Raw genomic sequence first — 20,984 nt, 5'->3', positions numbered from 1 at the left:
GATTTTTCTAATTATTTAATATAATACTCATCTTTCTCTAATTTGTCAACTGACTTTAAAATTAAATTGAAAAATTTGTTGAGTTTATCTTTATGTCCTATACAAAAACGTACTGAAATTAAACTATAAATTCTTCTTTATTTAATAACTTAAAATCATACATAAGTTATATTTGTTATTGAATACTTGAAATGACTCATATACAATATTGTTATTCTGAAAATTCTGAAACAAGGAGGCGCTCTATGCGAAATATTTTATTTGTAGGGTTAGGCCTTATTGGCGGTAGCTTGGCGAGTAATTTAAAATATCATTACAGTAATTTCAATATTCTTGCATACGATTCAGACTACACACAACTTGATAAAGCCCTTTCTATAGGTATTATTGATCAAAAAGTTAATGATTATGCTGCTGCTGTTGAGATAGCAGATATAATCATTTTTGCCACTCCTGTTGAGCAAACAATTAAGTATCTATCTGAACTTACAAATTACAATACAAAAACTCATTTGATTGTAACAGACACAGGTAGTACCAAACTTACTATACAATCATTTGAAAAAGAATTATTAAAACATGATATTCATTTAATTAGTGGTCATCCTATGGCAGGAAGTCATAAATCTGGTGTTTTAAACGCGAAAAAACATTTATTTGAAAATGCTTATTACATTCTTGTATTTAATGAAATGGAAAACAATGAATCCGCGACATATTTAAAAAAATTACTTAAACCTACTTTAGCAAAATTTATCGTTACCCATGCAAATGAACATGATTTCGTAACCGGTATAGTGAGTCATGTTCCACATATCATCGCTTCAATTTTAGTTCATCTAAGTGCTAATCATGTCAAAGACCATTCTTTAATCGAAAAATTAGCAGCCGGTGGCTTTAGAGATATAACTCGTATAGCAAGTAGTAATGCTCAGATGTGGAAGGACATCACTTTAAATAATCCAAATCATATTTTATCTTTACTTAACGAGATTAAGGAACAAATTACTGGTATTGAACATTTGATACAAGAACAAAATAGTAATAGTATTTACGATTTCTTCGTTAAAGCTAAAGATTATCGTGATCAACTTCCTGTTAAACAACACGGTGCAATATCTACTGCGTATGATCTTTATGTTGATATCCCTGATAAACCGGGTATGATAAGTCAAATTACAAACATCATAAGTTCACATAATATTTCTATTATAAACTTGAAGATTTTAGAAGTACGTGAAGATATTTATGGTGCTTTACAAATCAGTTTTAAAAATCCCGAAGATCGAGAGAATGCTATAAAAGCCCTCGCAAATTTTGATACTTATTATTAAATAAATCCTCCTTCCAGTCGTTATCTTTTCGCTTCTATATGTTGCACGACGAGGGGGAACTCTCTTTGTATATCTACATTTTATGACCAGCCATTAGTCCTAATCGACCATGCTTTGTACCAGCTTCGGTGTATGAAGTCGCTTTTGACACAATTCCTTTTCCATATTTTAAATGTAAGTGATCAATGGTTTTAGCAAGTTTTTCATCTTTCTTACGTTCATATTCATCAATGAATAAGTTAAGTTGTCGATCGCTTTCTTTAATAAACTGAGTTAACGATACACTTAACGTTCTATACAATGCTTTTTTGTCACACAGACGATTTGCAAAATAATTAATGACTTTGAATATATCTCTTTCTAAATTTGTAGGATCCTCCAAGGTGTATTGCTTATGTATGCCGCCACCTTCTGCATAACCAAAAGAAAAATGAATTGTTCGCGCAAGCTTCTTTTCTGCTCTTAAACGACTTGCTACATCTTCTATCAATTCTTGCATGACAACTTTGGATTCTTCAAATTGATAGTCTCGCATTAAAATCTGACTTTTACATATTGAAGGATTTGTTACTTTATATTTTTCTCTTACTTTACTTTGATCAATACCGTTTGCATGTAGATGCATATCTATACCTAAAACTCCAAAATCTCTTTTTAAATAATGATATGGATACTTTGCTAAATCTCCTATTGTAAATATTCCTCTTTTATTCAATTTCTTTTCTGTACGCTTATTAATCCCCCAAAAATCTCTAAGTGGTTGAATTGGCCATAATTTTTCAGGTACATCTTGATAACGCCATTCAGCTATACCGTTTTCCGTATGCTTAGCTTCAATATCCATTGCAACCTTGCTCAATAGCATATTCGAGCCTATTCCAATGGTACAGTGAATACCTGTTTCTTCTAATATTTCATTTTGAAATCTTTTACAAAAAGCAAAAACTGTTGAATTAAATCTATGGTAACTATCCGTTACATCCATGAAAAATTCATCAATACTATACTGATGTAAATCTTCAGGTGGAACGTACCGCAGTGCAATCTTTGAAATTGCAACAGATACATTTAAATACTTTCTCATACTTGGATTAATAATATAAATGTCATTACGATGCGGTATCTCAAAAAGTCTTGATCCCGTTTTAATACCTAATTCTTTTAACTTTGGAGTTGCTGCTAGAACAACCGAACCTTGCCTTTTCGTATCTGCTACAACTGCTAGCTTAGTTGTTAATGGGTCCAATCCTTTTTCCATACATGATACACTCGCAAAAAAACTTTTTTGGTCTATGCAGAGTACATCCCTATCTTCTAATAAATTGTAATCATACATAACTGATCCTCCCTTACAAAATCATTATATAGGAACACTTGTTCTATTTCAATGCTAATAAGAACATTTGTTCTTATTCATTCTTCTCATTTTCATGCTATACTAAAAGAACCAATGTTATATAGCAAAGGAGAATGTTGATTATGCCAATCATTAATGTGAAATTATTAGAAGGCCGTTCTGATGAACAACTTAAGGATTTGGTTACGGAAGTCACTCATGCTGTAGAAAAAACTACAGGTGCAAATAAAGAAGCGATTCACGTGGTCATTGAAGAAATGAGAAAAGATCATTATGCTGTCGGTGGCGTAAGAAAATCTGATCAGTAAACATAAAATCCCTGAAAGTAAAACAATTATTATTAATTGTCTTACTTTCAGGGATTCATTTTTTAATTATCTTCAAAGAAATTTTTAATTGCTTGCTTATTTTTCTCAGAGTCTATTTGAAGCGCACTACCGTCATTATTTGTATTAATATCTTGGTAGCTTCCTTTAATAGGAACTGTCAAAGATTGCACATCTTTATCTCCACGAATTCCAAAACTTATACCTGTTTGAAAAATCGCAGAGTTAGGCATGTTTGTGTTAACATAACCTCTTAAAATACCAGCAACTTTTGGTAGTTTCGCAACTGTATTGAAATTAACTAACTCTTGTTTTAATGTTTGCATCACTTGTTGCTGTCTTCTCACACGACCAAAATCTCCTTCCGGATCATGACGAAATCTAGCATAACCAAGTAATTCTTTACCATTTAACTTATGGTGTCCTTTTTTCAAAGACACACCTATATTTTCAGACATGTCTTTTTCCACATCAATTGGGACACCATTAGGCTGTAGTTCATCTATCATTTTTTCAAATCCCGTAAAATCTACTACAGCGTAATACTCAGGATTAATACCTAAATTTTTGTTAAGTGATTTTCTTAACAATTCCGGGCCTCCAAGTGAATATGCGGCATTAATTTTATATTTATCATAACCAGGAATATGAGCATAAATATCTCTCATGACAGACATCATTTTCATTTTTTTATGTACGTAATCATATTGAACAATCATAATCGAGTCAGTACGTGATTTGCCACCTTGAGCCTTATCTGCACCAAGGACAAGAACTGAAATCTTCCCATCATTTTTCATATTCCCATTAAATTTATGCACTTTCACATCCTTAGCATGTTCTTTAGCATACTTCATACCACTGTTATACTGATGAGTAATATACACAATGATAGAAATTAAAATAATAAGAATGATTAAAATGATAAAAGGTAACTTCCGCATTCTTTTTTTATTTCTTCGCCTAGAAGGTGTCGAAGTTGTTCCTTTCTGTCGTCGATACTCTGTTTCTTTAATATCCTTCTGTTCAGTCATATTTACCTACCTTATACCTTCAAAATTACATATCTATATACTATAATTAATATGTATTAACGTTATAGAAAAAGTATTCAAATTGCAAGAGTTTTTTAATAAATGGTACTAAGGTCCAATGAGAGGATGGCATAAATGAATATCAATACTGCATACTTTGCTGGTGGCTGTTTTTGGTGTATGACTAAACCTTTTGATACATTTGATGGTATCGAAAAAGTCACATCGGGATATATGGGAGGACACTTAGTTAATCCTTCTTATGAAGAAGTAAAAACTGGATCTACTGGGCATTATGAAGTGGTTAAAATTGAGTATGATGTTGCTCTATTTTCATATCATAAATTATTAGAAATTTTCTTTTCAGTTATCGATCCTTTGGATGATGGTGGTCAATTTCAAGATAGAGGTTCTCAATATAAGACCGCTATTTTCTATTCAAATGAACATCAAAGACAGTTAGCTGAACAATATATATGTGAACTCCAAGATAGTTTTAACGCTGATAAAGCAATTGCAACAAAAATTTTACCGGCATCAACTTTTTATGAAGCGGAAGCATACCATCAAGATTTTTACAAAAAGAACCCTGAACGTTATAAACAAGAACAACAAGACCGTGCTAATTATATCAAAGATAATCATATGTAAATAATAGATTGGACCGTGATTCATTTTGAATATATCACTCCATCTTGAGAATAAAAATATGAATGTAGATTTTTGATAAAAAGATTTTTTCAATTTAGTCAACAACTACCTTACATTAAAAATGCCTGGAACAACAATTGATGTTCCAGGCTATATTTAGAGATATTTAGAGATATTTAGAGATAAATGTTTAAAACACTCATTATTTATGGCGTATGACTCTCATCACTTTAAGCATACTCTCCCACAGAGAATAATGCTTTTGATAAACTAAAAATCTAGGTTCCCAATTGGGGCTATATTTTTCTTTATAACGTCTTAATCCTTGAAAACGGTATAAACCATTGAAATGTTCAAATACACGCCCCGCCATTCTCTCTCTTAAATAAGAATAATGCAATTGACCTACATTGGAGAGTGTCGCCATTCCCATATTAAATGCTTTATACCCCTTTTCTTTACTCCATAACAACATATGAAGATATAATCCATCCATTAAAGGTAAATCCAATTCAGGCAGCCATCTAATTAAATCAACAGATATTGCATTATTAGAATAAGTAGGCATCAAACTACAAAATGCAATCATCTTGCCAGAATGATCTCTCATTACTCCAATAGGTGCTTTCGATAAATAAGTTTGAGTAAATTGACCTACAGAAAAATGCATCTCACTTCTTCCATCCAACCATTTATCACTCACAAATTTAAGTTCATCAAAGAAATCTTGAGTGAATGGTGGTTCAATAATTTCAAAATTGATATTTAAATCATCAAACTTATTAAGCGTCGCTCTAAAACCACGTCGTTTTTTACCAGATGTTGTAAACGTTGTTAAATCAATAATAGCTTCTTCACCTAATTTAAAGAATTGATTACCAAAATTATGATATAAAGGCATATATTGATCACTTATTTGATAAAAAATAATTTCATAACCTTGATACTCAGCAAACTGATAAAATGCTTCTAATAATGACTCAAATGATTTAGTATTGCCAATTGGATCACCCAAAACGACAAGGGCATTGGACTTATATCGATACATAATAAAAGAATCTTTATTTTCATTAAAGAAACAATCTTTGTCACCACTATAAACCAGGTGACTTAAATAATTACCACCGTATTTTTGAATAATTTCATCGCAAAGTGTTAAATCAACACTATGATGAGAACGTTTATACTTATAATCAAAAAGCCAAGCAATAACGCCAACGAGTAGCATAATAATAATAATGGTCATCCAAAAGTAATATCGTAATAAAGACGTATCAATCTCAATATGATAAACATCTAATGCATATAAAGTTCCTGATATTAAAATATGATTTAAATAAAGAATAAAGATACTAAGAAGTAGCATAAACGCCAACTTTTTAAAGCGTAATGGTCGTTTAAGTACTTGAGCACGTTGATAAGCTAAAATCAGTAACACAAATATGATAATGAGCCATGACAATAATAAAAATGACGCATAAGTATATATAGTCACACTAGCAATTAAAATAATAGAAATAAAGGCATAAATTATTGCTCGACGACTGCCTTTATAAATACCTCTTACATTTAGAATAAGTAACAAACAAGCACCCGTTTGTATAGCTAAGGCAATATAATAGGCAAAATGATTTCCGTCATACAATCCATCGTAGACAATAGTTAAATTGTTAATAAAGAAAATAATACTAGTTAAAAATATTAAAATTGCTAACGAAAATGAAGGTATTTTAGCTAAAATATCTTTCTGATAAGATCTCAAAAATGAAGTGAAGTCTTTTACAGGTATAAAGTACTTCGAATTGTCGAGATATTTTTTAGCAGTATTTCCAAATTCAAATGAAGATAATATAAGTGCAATCATCACTGGCACAAAATAATAAGCAAATCGATATAAAACTAATGCTAGAAGTATCTTTTCTTCAGAAATACCAAGTGATTTCAGTCCTAGTAACACGACTAAATCAAACGCGCCAAAACCACCTGGAATAAAACTAACTAAACCAGATAAAGCTGCAATAACAAATATACCTACAAAAGTCATAAATGAGATATGTATATCGACAATCAGTGCAGCAAAATATAATACAGTAGCTGCTGCCATCCACTCAACACATGATACAACTGTACAATACACACCCATAAAACGATTATTTCTATCTACAGGTCGTGCCACGGTATAGAAAATAAAGATAGGTAAAAATAATGCAACAATATATAAAATCCAACGTACCCATGAAATTTCATCAATCATGTGAGAAGCGTTAAATATACGCAGAACAACTAAGATAGATAATAAACTTAATCCCGTAAGCATAGATACTAAAATAATAGAAATATATTGCACAAGCTTTTTCGTGTCATTAGTATAATTTTTATATACAAAAGCTCTTACACCTGCACCTATAAACCCTCCAAAACCAATTATAGAATTTAGGGCGTTGATAATATAACTCACTCTAAAGACTCTAATCATCGGCATTTTAAGTTTAAGAGATTTTACTAAAATAATATCGTACAGTGATAATAAAATGAGTGACAGTCCCCCACCAGCAAATAGTAGTACGAGCCATAATCTATTAATTTTGCCAAACTGTATGAATGTCTCTTTAAAATTGATATGTGATAATTCTCTATAGAGTGTAAAAATTACAAAGATAAATAAAGCAGTGGCGAAAATAAGTTTTAAAAAAGAAAGTAATTTACTTTTTAATTCTTGTGTCATGTTTTCACTTCGATTCTAATTCAATATGATATATATCAAAATATATCATAAAGCTATGTCATATAGAATATCAATAAGCAAGATGAACCTTACATTATTGTAATACAATTTTCACATCATCCGAGGGATTAATTTGAATAAAATCATTTAACATATGATTACTAAGCATATCATGATTGTAAATGTATGTGATTTAAAATAAAAAAGACTGGAACATTGTTTTTGTTGTTCCAGTCTAAATTAATATATTATTGTTTAATTCCTTTTTCTTCTTCAGTGATAGTGTACTCACCAGCATCATTTCCATAGTAGCGATTGTATCTTCGTTTAAATAACATAAATATGTGTGAAACCAATACCTTAAGTACAGCGTATAGAGGAATACCAATAATCACTCCAACAATGCCCATTAAATTTCCTGCACATAATAAAATGAAAATAATTGTTAAAGGATGAATTTTCAATGTTTTACCCATAACGTTAGGAGAGATAAAGTGGCCTTCAAAGAATTGGACAAGCGTCCATACAACAGCTAACTTTAATAACATCAAAGGTGAAGTAATAATCGCGATAACAATCGCAGGCGATATTGCTATTGTCGGTCCTAAATAAGGAACTACACTAGTGACTGCAGCAATACTTGCTAAAACCAAGGCGTACTTAAGACCAATAATTAAATAGCCAATAAATAGTAATAATCCAATACAAAATGACACAATAATTTGACCTTGAATGTACGAACCAACTTGTACACTCATCTTTTCTAACAAGTCATGAAAATCTTTTCTAAATTTAGGTGGCATAATTTTTGTAGTATAATCTTTAAATTTATGACCATCTTTTAACATAAAGAACAACACAAAAGGTGTAGTCCCAATAACAATACCGATATTCGCGACTGCTTCAGCAAAAGTTGCAAGTTTAGATCCAAATCCATCTGAGTAATCTGAAACCATAGATGGTATCTTTTTCTGAGCAGATTCTAACCATTCGTTCACTTGTCCCATATAACCAGATAAAATTGTATTATTATTAAGTTTATCAAGTGATCGCGTAATTTTATGTAAATAATTAGGTGTATTTTTGATAAAACTTTCTATCTGTGATCCAATAATTGGAATAAGTAAATTAACTATTAATGTAATAATACCAACAATTGCAACATAAATAATTGTTATACCTAATAGTCTTGGAATACGATACCTCTCCATCATATTTACAATAGGATTGAATAAATAAAATAGTACTAACGAAACAATAATAGGTGCTGCTATTGTATTAAATACAATAATAAATGGTTGAAAGACATATGAAATTTTATCAAAGATAAAAATGACAATACCTAAAAGAACCAATGCAATTAAAGCATAAATAAGGTCATTTCCGCCTAAAAACCTCATAAATCTAGACTCTGACAAACTAAAAAAATGGCTTTTCTTTCCATTTATTTCTTTTTCATTTTTCATTAAATTCACCACGCCTTAAAAATACATCTATTTACTTTTTAATTTTATTGTAAAAATAAGCTTAAAAACACAATATTTATCTTACCACAAATAACAATATTCTAATCATTAAGGTCACTTTTCTTATTAAAAGAATATTTTAAGATTTATTTACTACTAATTTGAACTTCAAAATGATTGATATGTAGTGTTAAATAAACTATTTCCGCTTCGTATACATACACACTAAATTCACGTTGAATCATTTTTAATATTTTATAAGCCGTATTAAAACTACGTGGATACATAGTTTTTATCATCGATATAAAATTCTCTTGTGCTTCTAAATACTCACCTTTAGTTAATCGATATATTAAAAATTGTATGTGCCTTATAAAACGCTGATATTGTATTGTTTGTTTATCAATTGAATGTTGTAAATCAGTTTCAATAATTGTAATACTCTTATTGATTAACTTGTTTATTACTGAAATATCGTGAATTGATAATTTTTCAGAGTTGGATGCAATATGTAATGCGATGAATCCAATTTCATCTTCTGGAAAATGTACGTCTAAGGTTTTATTTAATTTATCGATTACCTTTCGAGCAACATTGTACGCATTACTATAAAGATGTTTTGTTTCAATCACAAATGGATTTGTAATCATTTGATGTTGCTTAAGTCTTTTATAGGCATAAATGATGTGATCTGTAAGTGCAACAACCAAATTTTTATCATCTGTAATTAGACCAGATTCATTGATAATATTAACTGAGTCTATCACCGCTTGAACAACATGATCTTCTCCGAGCTCCAAAAGTGTTTTGTAGTGTTCTTGTTGCTCTTGTTGTTCTAATTTATAAATTTTTTCTATCGAAGCATTCTCTTGAACTGTCATACCAACCTTTTTATTAAAACCAATACCTTTACCAATTAAAACAACCTCTTGATGATTTTTTGTGCATATGATGACATTATTATTGAGTGTTTTCGTTATTACATACTTGCTCATCATAATCACCTTTCTAATATCATTATTAAAATTATAATGCTTAATACCTAAATTGAAAAGGAATCTATTTTGAAAGTTTTTACTGTTATATAGAGATTGAATCAATGACATCAATACTTTAAATCTTGCCAAAAATAAAGCGACTTGATACATCAAGGGATATGTATCAAGCCGTTATTTTATTAATTTATTCACTATTTTTTTGGCATTTTTGCATGTTGTCCCCAAGTCTCAATGCCAAATAAATTTATTTCTAAGTTTTCGGGTTTAAACACAGGTCTCTTACCTTCTTTACGCTGTCTTTGATAATCTTTCATCACTGCAAACGCAATATTCGACAAACCTATAATTGATATGATATTTACTATTGCCATAAGACCCATAAATAAATCGGCAGTACTCCATACTGTTTCTGTTTTAGCAACAGCACCTACAAATACTAAAAGTACTACAAAACATCTAAAAATAAATAATATCATCTTATTGTTAGATAAAAATTCGATATTGGATTGACCATAGTAATAGTTACCTACAACAGATGAAAATGCAAATAAGGTAACTGCTACAGTTAGGAAAATACCTCCTGCTGAACCTAAATGTTCGTTCAACGCTGATTGTGTAACTGCTACACCTTGAGGCGCGCTATCACCAAATTGTAAACCAGAATATAATAAAATCATAATTGCTGTAGCTGTACAAACAAGCATAGTGTCAAAGAATACACCTAATGATTGAATTAAACCTTGTTTAACGGGATGAGGCACAGCAGCTGTAGCAGCAGCATTAGGTGCAGATCCCATACCAGCTTCGTTTGAGAATAAACCACGTTTAATACCTTGAAGAATAGCTGCTCCTACAGCACCACCAGTAACCTGCTGAACTCCGAATGCACTTTTGATAATAGTGCCAATCATAGGTACAATTTGATCTATATTGAGTAATAAAATGATTAAAACCATACCTATATAAACAATAGCCATAATAGGCACAATAAGTGAAGATAGTGTAGCTATGCTACGAACACCACCAAAAATGATAATACCTGTAATAACTGCAAGTACTATTCCAGTAATTACTGGGCTAATATTGTATTGAGTATTTAATGATTCAGCAATTGTATTTGCTTGAACAGTATTAAATACAAAAGCAAATGTAACTGTAATTAAAACAGCAAATACAATTCCAAGCCATTTTTGGTTAAGTCCTTTTGTTATGTAATAGGCTGGTCCGCCACGGAACCCACCTTCTTTGTCATGTACCTTATAAACTTGCGCAAGTGTTGCTTCCATAAATGCACTAGCTGCACCAATAAAAGCAATAACCCACATCCAAAAGACTGCACCGGGACCACCAAGAACAATAGCAGTTGCAACACCGGCAATATTTCCAGTTCCTACTCTTGACCCAGCACTAATCGCAAAAGCTTGAAATGGTGAAATACCCTTCTCACCACTACTTAAAGTTTCTGGCTTTTCAGTTAATGCTCTAAACATCTCTGGTAACATTCTGAGTTGAATAAATTTAGAACTAATTGTAAAGAAAAAACCTGCTGTTAATAATAATCCAATAAGATATTGAGACCAAATTAAGTCATTCCCGACTTGAACAAATGTTTTAAACCAGCCAGGAATTAAGTTATCGAAATCTTGCAAAACGAATCCCTCTCATCCACTTAAATTTATCGTTTTAAATACACCAAGAGATTTATGCTTTAATTTCATTAACAAAGATTAAACATTCATATTAACAATAAATGTATATTATCACTTTGATAGTTCAAATTAGACATAAATCCCTTGGGCTCATTTTAGTTGCTATTATTAATTTTTATTTTATCATTTTATTTTGTGATTGCATATACTTTTACTCTAGAATCATACTTTCTACTTCTCCAAAATCATCAGTATCAATAATAAATGATCCATTCGTATATTGTTCAGATAAGTGTACATCATCGATTTTACCATATTCTTCATGATGTTGAGAGAATACAACATATTTCGTGTGATTTTCTTTAACTACTGCACCCGCCACAATCCGATGCGGTTTTTTCTTTAATTCTTTTAGTAAAGTGATTCCACGTTGTGCGCGTTTAGCTTCTTGAAGAACATTAAAATCAATACGCTTCATAGCACCACGTTGTGTAACCATTATTATGGAATCTGAATCGTTCACATCTTCTGTCATAACAACATAGTCTTCATCTTTAAGATTAATTGATTTAACACCAGCTGCTCTTAAGCCTGTATCCGATAATTCATTAGTTGAATAAGTTAATGACATGCCTTTATGCGTTAGAACAGTAATTAACTGATCAGTCTCTAATCGAACGACATTAATAAGTTTATCATTGTCTTTAACCTTCATATTTATGAGTGGTTTATTAAAACGAGTAGTTTTAAATTGTGAAGCGCTACTTTTCTTAATCATGCCGTTTTTAGTAGCCATAATATAAAAGGCTTCATTTTTAAAATCTTTTTCGTTGTATACATTTACCACTTCTTCATCTTCATCTATTGGCACAATTTGTGATATGTGTTGACCAAGCTCTTTCCAACGGATATCGGCTAATTTATGAACAGGTATAAACAAATATCTACCTTTATTTGTAAATACAAGAACAGTATCTTGAGTATTCACGGCTTCATGTTTTAATAAGCGGTCACCGTCCTTCAAACCGATTTCAGTCACACCGCTTGCGTTAAAACTACGTGTAGATGTACGTTTTATATAGCCATGTTGTGTCAAACTTAAAATCACTTCTTCACTAGGCACCATAACTTCTTTATCAATTTTGATTTCGGAAATTTCAGCTTCGATTGTAGATAGTCGATCCACTTTAAATTTCTTTTTAATTTCATTTAGTTCATCTTTAATTACTGCTAAAAGCGCCTCATGATTATCTAAGATATTTCTTAATTCTTTTATTAAAGCTTCTAACTCTTCATGTTCTTTTTTCAAAGCTTCAATGTCAGTATTTGTTAATCTATATAGCTGTAACATGACAATAGCTTCTGCTTGAGCTTCAGTAAAGCCATATTCTGCAACTAAATTATCTTTGGCATCTTTTTTATTTTTAGAATTACGTATCAATGCAATAACTTCATCAAGTATAGATAAAGCTTTCATTAATCCTTCCACAATATGCATACGTTTTTCAGCTTGCTCTAAGTCATAGCGCGTTCTATTTGTAACCACTTCAATTTGATGATTTAAATAACTTTCTATAATTTCACGTAATCCCATCAACTTAGGGCGGCCTTCACTAATAGCAACCATATTAAAATTATATGAAATTTGTAAATCCGAATTCTTATATAAATAGTTTTTGATTGATTCGCTATTAGCATCTTTTTTTAATTCGATTGCAATTCGTAATCCAGTTCTATCAGTCTCATCTCGAACTTCTACAATACCATCAACCTTTTTATCAGCACGTAATTCGTCGATTCTTTTAACTAAACTACTTTTATTCACTTCATAAGGAATTTCAGTCACAATTAATTGTTTACGTCCACTTCTTAAAGGTTCTTCATCTACTCGTGAACGCACGACAACCCTTCCTTTACCAGTCTCATATGCTTTTTTTATACCTTCTATTCCTTGAATGATACCACCTGTAGGAAAGTCAGGCCCTTTGATATATTTCATCAGCTGATTAATTGTAATATCAGGTTGATCGATATACTTCAATGTACCTTGTATCACTTCGGCAAGGTTATGTGGCGGGATATCAGTAGCATATCCTGAAGAAATCCCCGTAGATCCATTAATTAATAAATTAGGAAATCTCGCTGGTAATACCATTGGTTCCAAAGTTGTGTCATCATAGTTTGGAATAAATGATACTGTTTCCTTATTAATATCCCTTAATAGTTCTTCTGATAATTGACTAAGTTTAGCTTCTGTGTAACGCATAGCAGCTGGAGGATCGTTATCGATACTACCATTATTCCCATGCATTTCAATTAGAACATGACGTAACTTCCAATCTTGACTTAAGCGCACCATAGCATCATATACTGAAGAGTCTCCATGAGGATGATACTGACCTATTACATCACCGACAGTTTTCGCACTTTTACGGAAATTTTTATCATACGTATTCCCACTAGAATACATTGCGAATAGTATACGTCGTTGTACTGGTTTTAAACCATCACGTACATCAGGTAATGCACGTTCTTGAATGATATATTTACTATAACGTCCAAATCGGTCACCAATAACATCTTCAAGTGACAAATCTTGAATTATCTCACTCAATTCGTTTCCTCCTCAATATATTTTTCATTCTCTAGTATTTGGACTTCTTTATTATCCAAAATACTTTGATCTTCTTGCATACCAAATTCAACGTGTTTTTCAATCCACTCTCTTCGTGGCGCAACCTTATCCCCCATCAAAGTAGTGACACGTTTTGATGAACGAACTTCATCTTCAACTTGAACTCTAATTAATGTCCGAGTTTCTGGATTCATGGTAGTTTCCCATAATTGTTCTGGATTCATTTCACCAAGACCTTTATAACGCTGTAATGTGAAACCTTTTCCTAATTGCTTTTGTAAATTTTCTAATTCTTCATCAGTCCAAGCGTACTCAACTTTTTTATTCTTACCTTTACCTTTTTCTAATTTGTATAAAGGCGGTAACGCAATAAAGACACGTCCAGCTTGAACAAGTGGTTTCATATATTTAAAGAAAAATGTAAGCAATAATACTTGAATATGTGCACCATCCGTATCAGCATCTGTCATGATAATAATTCTGTTGTAATTACTATCTTCAATTTTAAAGTCAGTACCAACACCAGCACCAATAGTATGAATAATCGTATTAATTTCTTCATTTTTAAAAATATCCTCTAAACGTGCCTTTTCTGTATTAATCACCTTTCCACGAAGAGGTAAAATAGCTTGGAATTTACGGTCGCGTCCTAATTTTGCAGAACCTCCCGCTGAATCACCCTCAACTAGATATAACTCGTTTTTATCAGTATTTTTACTTTGCGCAGGGGTTAACTTACCTGATAACAATGTATCTTTACGTTTATTTTTCTTTCCTGAGCGTGCATCTTCTCTAGCTTTACGAGCAGCCTCTCGTGCTTGTTGAGCTTTAATTGCTTTTTTAACTAATGATTTAGATAATTGGCCCTTTTCTTCTAAGTAATATGGTAATTTCTCTGAAACAACAGAGTCTACAGCACTCCTAGCTTCTGAAGTGCCAAGTTTTGATTTCGTTTGCCCTTCAAATTGAAGAAGTTCTTCTGGTATACGTACTGAAATAATCGCTGTTAAACCTTCACGAATATCATTACCGTCTAAATTTTTATCTTTATCTTTCAGTTCGTTTATACGACGTGCATATTCATTAAAAACACGAGTCATCGCTGTTTTGAAACCAACTTCATGAGTACCTCCATCCTTTGTACGAACATTATTTACAAAACTTAATATGCTCTCAGAGTACTGATCATTATATTGGAATGCTACGTCTACCTCTATTCCATTGGAATGCCCTGCAAATGTAGTGACATCATGTAATACTTCTTTACCTTCATTGACATAACTAACAAATTCTTTAATTCCTTCTTCGTAATGGTAGATTTCTTCTCGTTCTTTTCCACTACGTAAATCAGTAAGTGTAATTTTTAAATCTTTAAGTAAAAATGCAGATTCTTGTAAACGCTCACTTAAAATATCAAAATTAAAAGTCGTCGTTGACTTAAATATTTCTGGGTCTGGTTTAAATGTAACTTTAGTACCTGTTTTTTTTGTTTTTCCAGTTTTTACTAAGCCTGTCGCTGGAATACCACCATTTTTGAAATTTTGGGTGTAGATATTACCATCTCTATGAATTTCAACTTCAAGCCATTCACTAAGGGCATTTACAACAGAAGCACCTACCCCATGGAGACCTCCAGATGTTTTATAACCCCCTTGTCCAAACTTACCTCCAGCATGTAAAACAGTAAATATAACTTCTGCAGTAGGTTTGCCAGACGCATGTATACCTGTTGGCATACCTCGACCATTATCTTCTATAGAAATACTACCATCCTGATTAATTGTTACTGTAATTGCATCACCATAACCATTTAATACTTCATCGACGGAGTTATCGACAACTTCATATACAAGATGATGTAATCCTCGTTTATCAGTTGATCCAATGTACATACCAGGTCTCTTTCTAACAGCTTCTAGTCCTTCAAGTACCTGAATTGAATCATCTGAATAATTATTTTGTTTATTCATTGCCAATGATTTCGCCCTCCTACAAACGTACGTTCGTTATTAAAACTATACAATAGTTATTCTTATATAAATTCACCTAAATTGCAAGTGTCATTTAAATTACTAAGTTGTTTGAGTAACTTTATTGAATTAAATTAAATTAACAATGTTCTAATTAATATTGAGTGTGGTAGAATGAAGCTAAGTTTCTAAAGGATGTGTAAGTTTTTATGATGATCATCGTCATGTTAATCTTGAGTTATCTGATTGGTGCATTCCCAAGTGGGTTAATTATTGGTAAATTATTTTTTAAAAAAGATATAAGACAATACGGTAGTGGAAATACTGGAGCAACTAACAGTTTTCGTGTTCTTGGAAGACCAGCCGGATTTATAGTTACGTTTTTAGATATTTTCAAGGGATTTATTACAGTCTTTTTTCCACTATGGTTCCCAGTTCATGCGGATGGTGTTATAAGCACCTTCTTTACAAATGGTTTAATAGTAGGATTGTTTGCAATACTCGGTCACGTGTATCCAATATATCTGAAATTTAATGGCGGAAAAGCAGTAGCTACCAGTGCAGGAGTTGTATTAGGTGTCAATCCTATTTTACTTCTTATCTTGGCAATTATCTTTTTTAGTGTATTAAAAATCTTTAAATATGTTTCTTTATCAAGTATCATTGCAGCAATTAGTTGTGTGATCGGTTCAATTATCATTCATGATTATATTTTACTTGCTGTTAGCGGAATTGTTTCAATCATATTAATCATTCGACACAAATCTAATATAGTTAGAATTTTTAAAGGTGAAGAACCTAAAATTAAATGGATGTAACTCAAATTTCTAATTGTTTAGAGCCTGGGACTTCAAATCAATGTTCCAGGCATTATTAATATATTAGCGATTAATAACTTAATGGCCAAAATAAAATAAAAACTTAAAATTTTGAAAAGATTCATTATTTTCTATGAATTTATATTTACTCGATTACAATAAAAGAGCATATCAAATGTATTATGCTATCATGCCTTTAAAATTTAGATAAATAAAAATTAAAAAAAGTAAGGTGATAACACTATGAATATAAAATTAACTCAAAAGGCAGTAGAATGGTTTAAAAACGAATTGGATTTACCTATAAGCAATAAAGTTCTTCAGTTTTATGTAAAATATGGAGGAGAATTCCAATTAAAACAAGGATTTAGTCCAGCGTTCACCGTAGAAAATAAAGATGCTATTGAAATAGGTTTTGAACAAACATTCTTCGAAATAAATGTCGTTATTGCGGAAAAAGATTTATGGTATTTTCAAGATGAAACACTAAAAGTAGATGCAATCGATCATGAAGATGAGATCATCTACAAACGAAATTAATATAATTATACATATAAAAAAAGAAGCGATAAACCACTTCGCTTCTTTTTATAAATGATCAGTGCCAAACGTAACCTCAGCATCTTTACCTTCTTTATTTAACTGGTTAACCTTACTATAAGTCTCATGCCACTCAGGAAAATATCTATCCAGGCGTATGGGTTTAAATGTATCTGCTTTAATACAGATAAGCTCTGTTGAACCAGTCGTAGCTAATTCTCCATTTTCATTATAAACCTCATAACAATACGTTGAACGTAATCTAGAATATTTTTCTACCCATGTTTTTACTGTAACCTTTTCAGGATAGTAAATTGATTTTTTATATTGCACTTTTAAATCTACAACTGGTGAAATAACACCTTGTTCTTCCATAGAGGCATAACTGAAGCCAAGTTTTCTTATATAGTCAGTTCTCGCAACTTCAAACCATGTTGCGTAGTTACCATGATAGATAACCCCCATTTTATCCGTTTCTTGATATCTTGCTTCAATTTCAGTCAAACTGTATATCATTGGAGTAATCCTTCTTTCAACTTTAACTTATTCTTTCAATTAAGGATAACATAAAGCAGTCATACCAACACAATAGTTAGCATGACTGCTTTGAATTAAAAATGAGTCAAAATTATATTAAATTACTGCGCGAGTTTATTTCTTAATACCATTTGTAAAATACCACCATGACGATAATAGTCTAATTCTACTAGTGAATCAAAACGTACAATAGCTTTGAAATTAATGATTTCACCATTTTCTTTTTTAGCAGTCACATTTACAAGATCATGTGGTTGTACATCTTCATTAATGTCTACAGATATTTCTTCTTTACCATCAAGACCTAGTGTTTCTGCAGATTCTCCTTGTTGGAATTGAAGCGGTAATACCCCCATCATAACTAAGTTAGAGCGATGAATACGTTCATAACTTTGTGCTATGACAGTTTTAACTCCTAATAAATTCGTACCTTTTGCAGCCCAGTCACGAGAAGATCCCATTCCATAGTCATTACCAGCTAAGACAACTAAGCCAGTTCCATCTTCTTTATATTTTATTGCTGCATCATATATAGGCATTATTTCTCCGGTAGGCCAATATGTTGTAAATCCACCTTCAGTACCTGGAGCAAGTTGGTTTTTGATACGAATATTGGCAAATGTACCACGTACCATTACTTCGTGGTTACCACGACGGGAACCATAAGAGTTAAAGTTGCGAATTGCAACATCATGATCTAATAAATATTTACCTGCTGGTGTATCTTTGCCGATAGCACCTGCTGGAGAAATATGGTCTGTTGTAACAGAATCACCAAATTTACCCATAACTCTCAAACTTTTAAGCGGTTCAATTTTACCCGGCTCTTTAGATAATCCTTGGAAAAATGTTGGATTTTGAATATATGTTGAATTAGGATCAAAATCATATAATGGTTCATCGGTTACATCTATTTCATTCCACATTTCATTGTTATGATATACATTTTTATATTCTTCTAAGAATAGTTCAGGTGTAACAACTTTATCTACAGTATCAGAAACTTCTTGTATTGAAGGCCAAATGTCTTGTAAGTATACATCTTTACCATCTTTGCCTTTACCAATTGGTTCATTTTGTAAATCAATATCTACTGTACCAGCAAGCGCATAAGCTACAACAAGTTGTGGTGATGCTAAATAGTTTGCTTTCACTAATGGGTGGATTCGACCTTCAAAATTACGATTACCTGATAAGACTGAAGTTACTAATAAATCTTCATCTGCAACTGCCTTTTCAATTTCAGGCAATAGTGGCCCTGAGTTACCAATACATGTAGTACAACCATAACCAACAAGGTTGAAACCTAAATCATCTAAATATTGTTGTAATCCAGAATCTCTTAAATACCCTGTAACAACTTTTGAACCTGGAGCAAGTGACGTCTTAACGAACTCTGGTACTTTCAATCCTTTTTCTACAGCTTTTTTAGCAACTAAACCAGCACCTAACATAACATATGGGTTAGAAGTGTTAGTACATGAGGTAATAGCAGCAATTGCGATATCTCCTGTTTTCATAGTTGCTTTAGACCCATCATTAAAATTAATTTCTGCTTTTTTATCAAATTCACTTTGATCAAGTCCATGACCTTGATTACCAGCAGGAGCAGTTACTGATTTTTCAAATTCTTTTTTCATATCACTTAAGAAAATTAAGTCTTGTGGACGCTTTGGACCTGAAAGTGATGCCTCTACTGTAGATAAGTCTAAATCAATAACATCTGTATATTCAGGATCCTCTTTTTCAACATCAAAGAACATATGATTTTGTTGTAAATATTCTTTAACCAATTCAATATGTTCTTCGTCACGGCCAGTAAGTTTCATATATTTCAATGATTCTTCATCTACTGGGAAGAAACCACACGTTGCGCCATATTCTGGGGCCATGTTAGCAATTGTAGCTCTGTCTGCTAATGGTAAATGTTGAACACCTGGACCAAAGAATTCAACAAATTTTCCAACCACACCTTTTTTACGTAATTCTTCAGTCACACGTAAAGCCAAATCGGTAGCTGTTGAACCTTGTGGTAAAGAGTGAGTTAAACGCACTCCGATAACTTCAGGAATTGGGAAATATGACGGTTGTCCTAACATACCTGCTTCGGCTTCGATACCACCAACGCCCCAACCTAGAACACCAATACCATTTATCATTGTAGTATGTGAATCTGTACCAACTAAAGTGTCAGGAAATGCTGTTTTTTCACCATCAACATCTCTTACATGTACAACATTTGCTAAATACTCTAAGTTTACTTGATGGACAATACCTGTAGCAGGAGGTACTGCATTATAGTTATCAAAAGCTTTTGTTGCCCAGTTTAAGAATTGATAACGTTCATAGTTACGTTCAAATTCTAATTTCATATTACGTTCTAATGCTTCTGGATTAGCGTAACTATCAACTTGAACAGAATGGTCGATAACTAAATCCACAGGTACTTCTGGGTTGATTTTATTAATATCCCCACCAACATCATTCATAGCTTTACGCAATGAAGCCAAATCTACTACTGCTGGCACACCTGTAAAGTCTTGTAAAATAACACGAGAAGGTTTGAATGGAACTTCACCTTCGTTACCTTCATTACCGAATTCACTTAATGCTTTGATATGATCATCAGTTATAACAAAATCATCCTCTTGTCGTAACACAGATTCTAACAATACGCGAATTGAATATGGTAATTTAGAAATTTTAGTTAGCCCTTTTTCTTCTAATGTTTGTAAGTCATAGTAAGTATATGATTGACCATTTAATTCGAATTGTTTCTTTGCTTGTTCTTTAATATTAGAAGCCATTTTATATCCCCCTTGATATTTATATATATTTATATGCCGTTAATTAAATTGTATTATTATATGTTTATCAAAACAACTATGTACCTTTAGAAAACGCTTTATTTTCATTTCGCTTTTGTAATCAGTTTATATAAGAA

15 protein-coding genes are annotated in these 20,984 nt (G+C 31.8%); 5 read left to right on the top strand and 10 right to left on the bottom strand.

What is annotated here, in order from left to right; translation table 11 throughout:
* Window positions 1-245: 245 nt before the first annotated feature.
* Window positions 246-1,334: a prephenate dehydrogenase gene (locus HMPREF3241_RS07650; protein ID WP_002446379.1), complete on the top strand. Its 1,089-nt coding sequence runs from the start codon at window positions 246-248 to the stop codon at window positions 1,332-1,334.
* 73 nt (window positions 1,335-1,407) lie between these two features.
* Here the strand turns inward: HMPREF3241_RS07650 and HMPREF3241_RS07645 are convergent, their stop codons facing one another.
* On the bottom strand, window positions 1,408-2,670 hold the full coding sequence (locus HMPREF3241_RS07645; RefSeq protein ID WP_002446378.1) for a Y-family DNA polymerase: 1,263 nt from the start codon (window positions 2,668-2,670) through the stop codon (window positions 1,408-1,410).
* Between the two features lie 143 nt (window positions 2,671-2,813).
* Here HMPREF3241_RS07645 and HMPREF3241_RS07640 point away from each other — a divergent pair, with 143 nt between their 5' ends.
* Window positions 2,814-2,999 carry a 2-hydroxymuconate tautomerase gene (locus tag HMPREF3241_RS07640; RefSeq protein ID WP_001831035.1) on the top strand — a complete coding sequence of 62 codons (186 nt, stop codon included), beginning with the start codon at window positions 2,814-2,816 and terminating at the stop codon, window positions 2,997-2,999.
* A 62-nt stretch (window positions 3,000-3,061) separates the two neighbouring features.
* Here the strand turns inward: HMPREF3241_RS07640 and HMPREF3241_RS07635 are convergent, their stop codons facing one another.
* Window positions 3,062-4,051: an LCP family protein gene (locus HMPREF3241_RS07635; RefSeq protein WP_002446377.1), complete on the bottom strand. Its 990-nt coding sequence runs from the start codon at window positions 4,049-4,051 to the stop codon at window positions 3,062-3,064.
* Window positions 4,052-4,186: 135 nt separating this feature from the next.
* Between HMPREF3241_RS07635 and msrA the strand changes: the two genes are divergently transcribed.
* Window positions 4,187-4,702, top strand: coding sequence for a peptide-methionine (S)-S-oxide reductase MsrA (gene msrA / locus HMPREF3241_RS07630; protein ID WP_002446376.1), 516 nt, complete (start codon window positions 4,187-4,189; stop codon window positions 4,700-4,702).
* 202 nt (window positions 4,703-4,904) lie between these two features.
* Here the strand turns inward: msrA and mprF are convergent, their stop codons facing one another.
* The 6 genes from mprF to parE form a co-directional block, all read right to left on the bottom strand.
* Complete coding sequence (mprF, locus tag HMPREF3241_RS07625) at window positions 4,905-7,427, bottom strand: bifunctional lysylphosphatidylglycerol flippase/synthetase MprF (protein ID WP_002446375.1); 2,523 nt, start codon at window positions 7,425-7,427, stop codon at window positions 4,905-4,907.
* A 248-nt stretch (window positions 7,428-7,675) separates the two neighbouring features.
* Window positions 7,676-8,893, bottom strand: a complete 1,218-nt coding sequence (locus tag HMPREF3241_RS07620; RefSeq protein ID WP_070853581.1) for an AI-2E family transporter — start codon at window positions 8,891-8,893, stop codon at window positions 7,676-7,678.
* A 146-nt stretch (window positions 8,894-9,039) separates the two neighbouring features.
* Window positions 9,040-9,888: a glucose PTS transporter transcription antiterminator GlcT gene (gene glcT / locus HMPREF3241_RS07615; protein ID WP_002457493.1), complete on the bottom strand. Its 849-nt coding sequence runs from the start codon at window positions 9,886-9,888 to the stop codon at window positions 9,040-9,042.
* Between the two features lie 194 nt (window positions 9,889-10,082).
* Window positions 10,083-11,540, bottom strand: a complete 1,458-nt coding sequence (locus HMPREF3241_RS07610; RefSeq protein WP_002446372.1) for a glutamine transporter AlsT — start codon at window positions 11,538-11,540, stop codon at window positions 10,083-10,085.
* A gap of 211 nt (window positions 11,541-11,751) precedes the next feature.
* A complete protein-coding gene (gene parC, locus HMPREF3241_RS07605; protein ID WP_002490499.1) occupies window positions 11,752-14,154 on the bottom strand; it encodes a DNA topoisomerase IV subunit A in 2,403 nt (800 codons plus the stop codon).
* Window positions 14,151-16,145, bottom strand: a complete 1,995-nt coding sequence (gene parE, locus HMPREF3241_RS07600) for a DNA topoisomerase IV subunit B (RefSeq protein WP_162153071.1) — start codon at window positions 16,143-16,145, stop codon at window positions 14,151-14,153. Before parE ends, parC begins: the two co-directional genes overlap by 4 nt.
* Window positions 16,146-16,354: 209 nt before the next feature.
* Here parE and plsY point away from each other — a divergent pair, with 209 nt between their 5' ends.
* On the top strand, window positions 16,355-16,963 hold the full coding sequence (gene plsY / locus HMPREF3241_RS07595) for a glycerol-3-phosphate 1-O-acyltransferase PlsY (RefSeq protein ID WP_002439653.1): 609 nt from the start codon (window positions 16,355-16,357) through the stop codon (window positions 16,961-16,963).
* Between the two features lie 243 nt (window positions 16,964-17,206).
* On the top strand, window positions 17,207-17,503 hold the full coding sequence (locus HMPREF3241_RS07590) for a HesB/YadR/YfhF family protein (protein ID WP_070853579.1): 297 nt from the start codon (window positions 17,207-17,209) through the stop codon (window positions 17,501-17,503).
* 48 nt (window positions 17,504-17,551) lie between these two features.
* On the opposite strand, the gene menI is transcribed toward HMPREF3241_RS07590, so the two are convergent.
* Complete coding sequence (gene menI / locus HMPREF3241_RS07585; RefSeq protein WP_002446368.1) at window positions 17,552-18,019, bottom strand: 1,4-dihydroxy-2-naphthoyl-CoA hydrolase MenI; 468 nt, start codon at window positions 18,017-18,019, stop codon at window positions 17,552-17,554.
* Window positions 18,020-18,141: 122 nt separating this feature from the next.
* Window positions 18,142-20,847: an aconitate hydratase AcnA gene (gene acnA, locus HMPREF3241_RS07580; RefSeq protein WP_070853578.1), complete on the bottom strand. Its 2,706-nt coding sequence runs from the start codon at window positions 20,845-20,847 to the stop codon at window positions 18,142-18,144.
* Window positions 20,848-20,984 lie beyond the last annotated feature (137 nt).

It is taken from the genome of Staphylococcus sp. HMSC34G04 (genome assembly GCF_001838765.1).
In the GTDB taxonomy this organism is placed as follows: domain Bacteria; phylum Bacillota; class Bacilli; order Staphylococcales; family Staphylococcaceae; genus Staphylococcus; species Staphylococcus epidermidis.
This window is presented reverse-complemented; position numbering and strand designations above follow the sequence as displayed.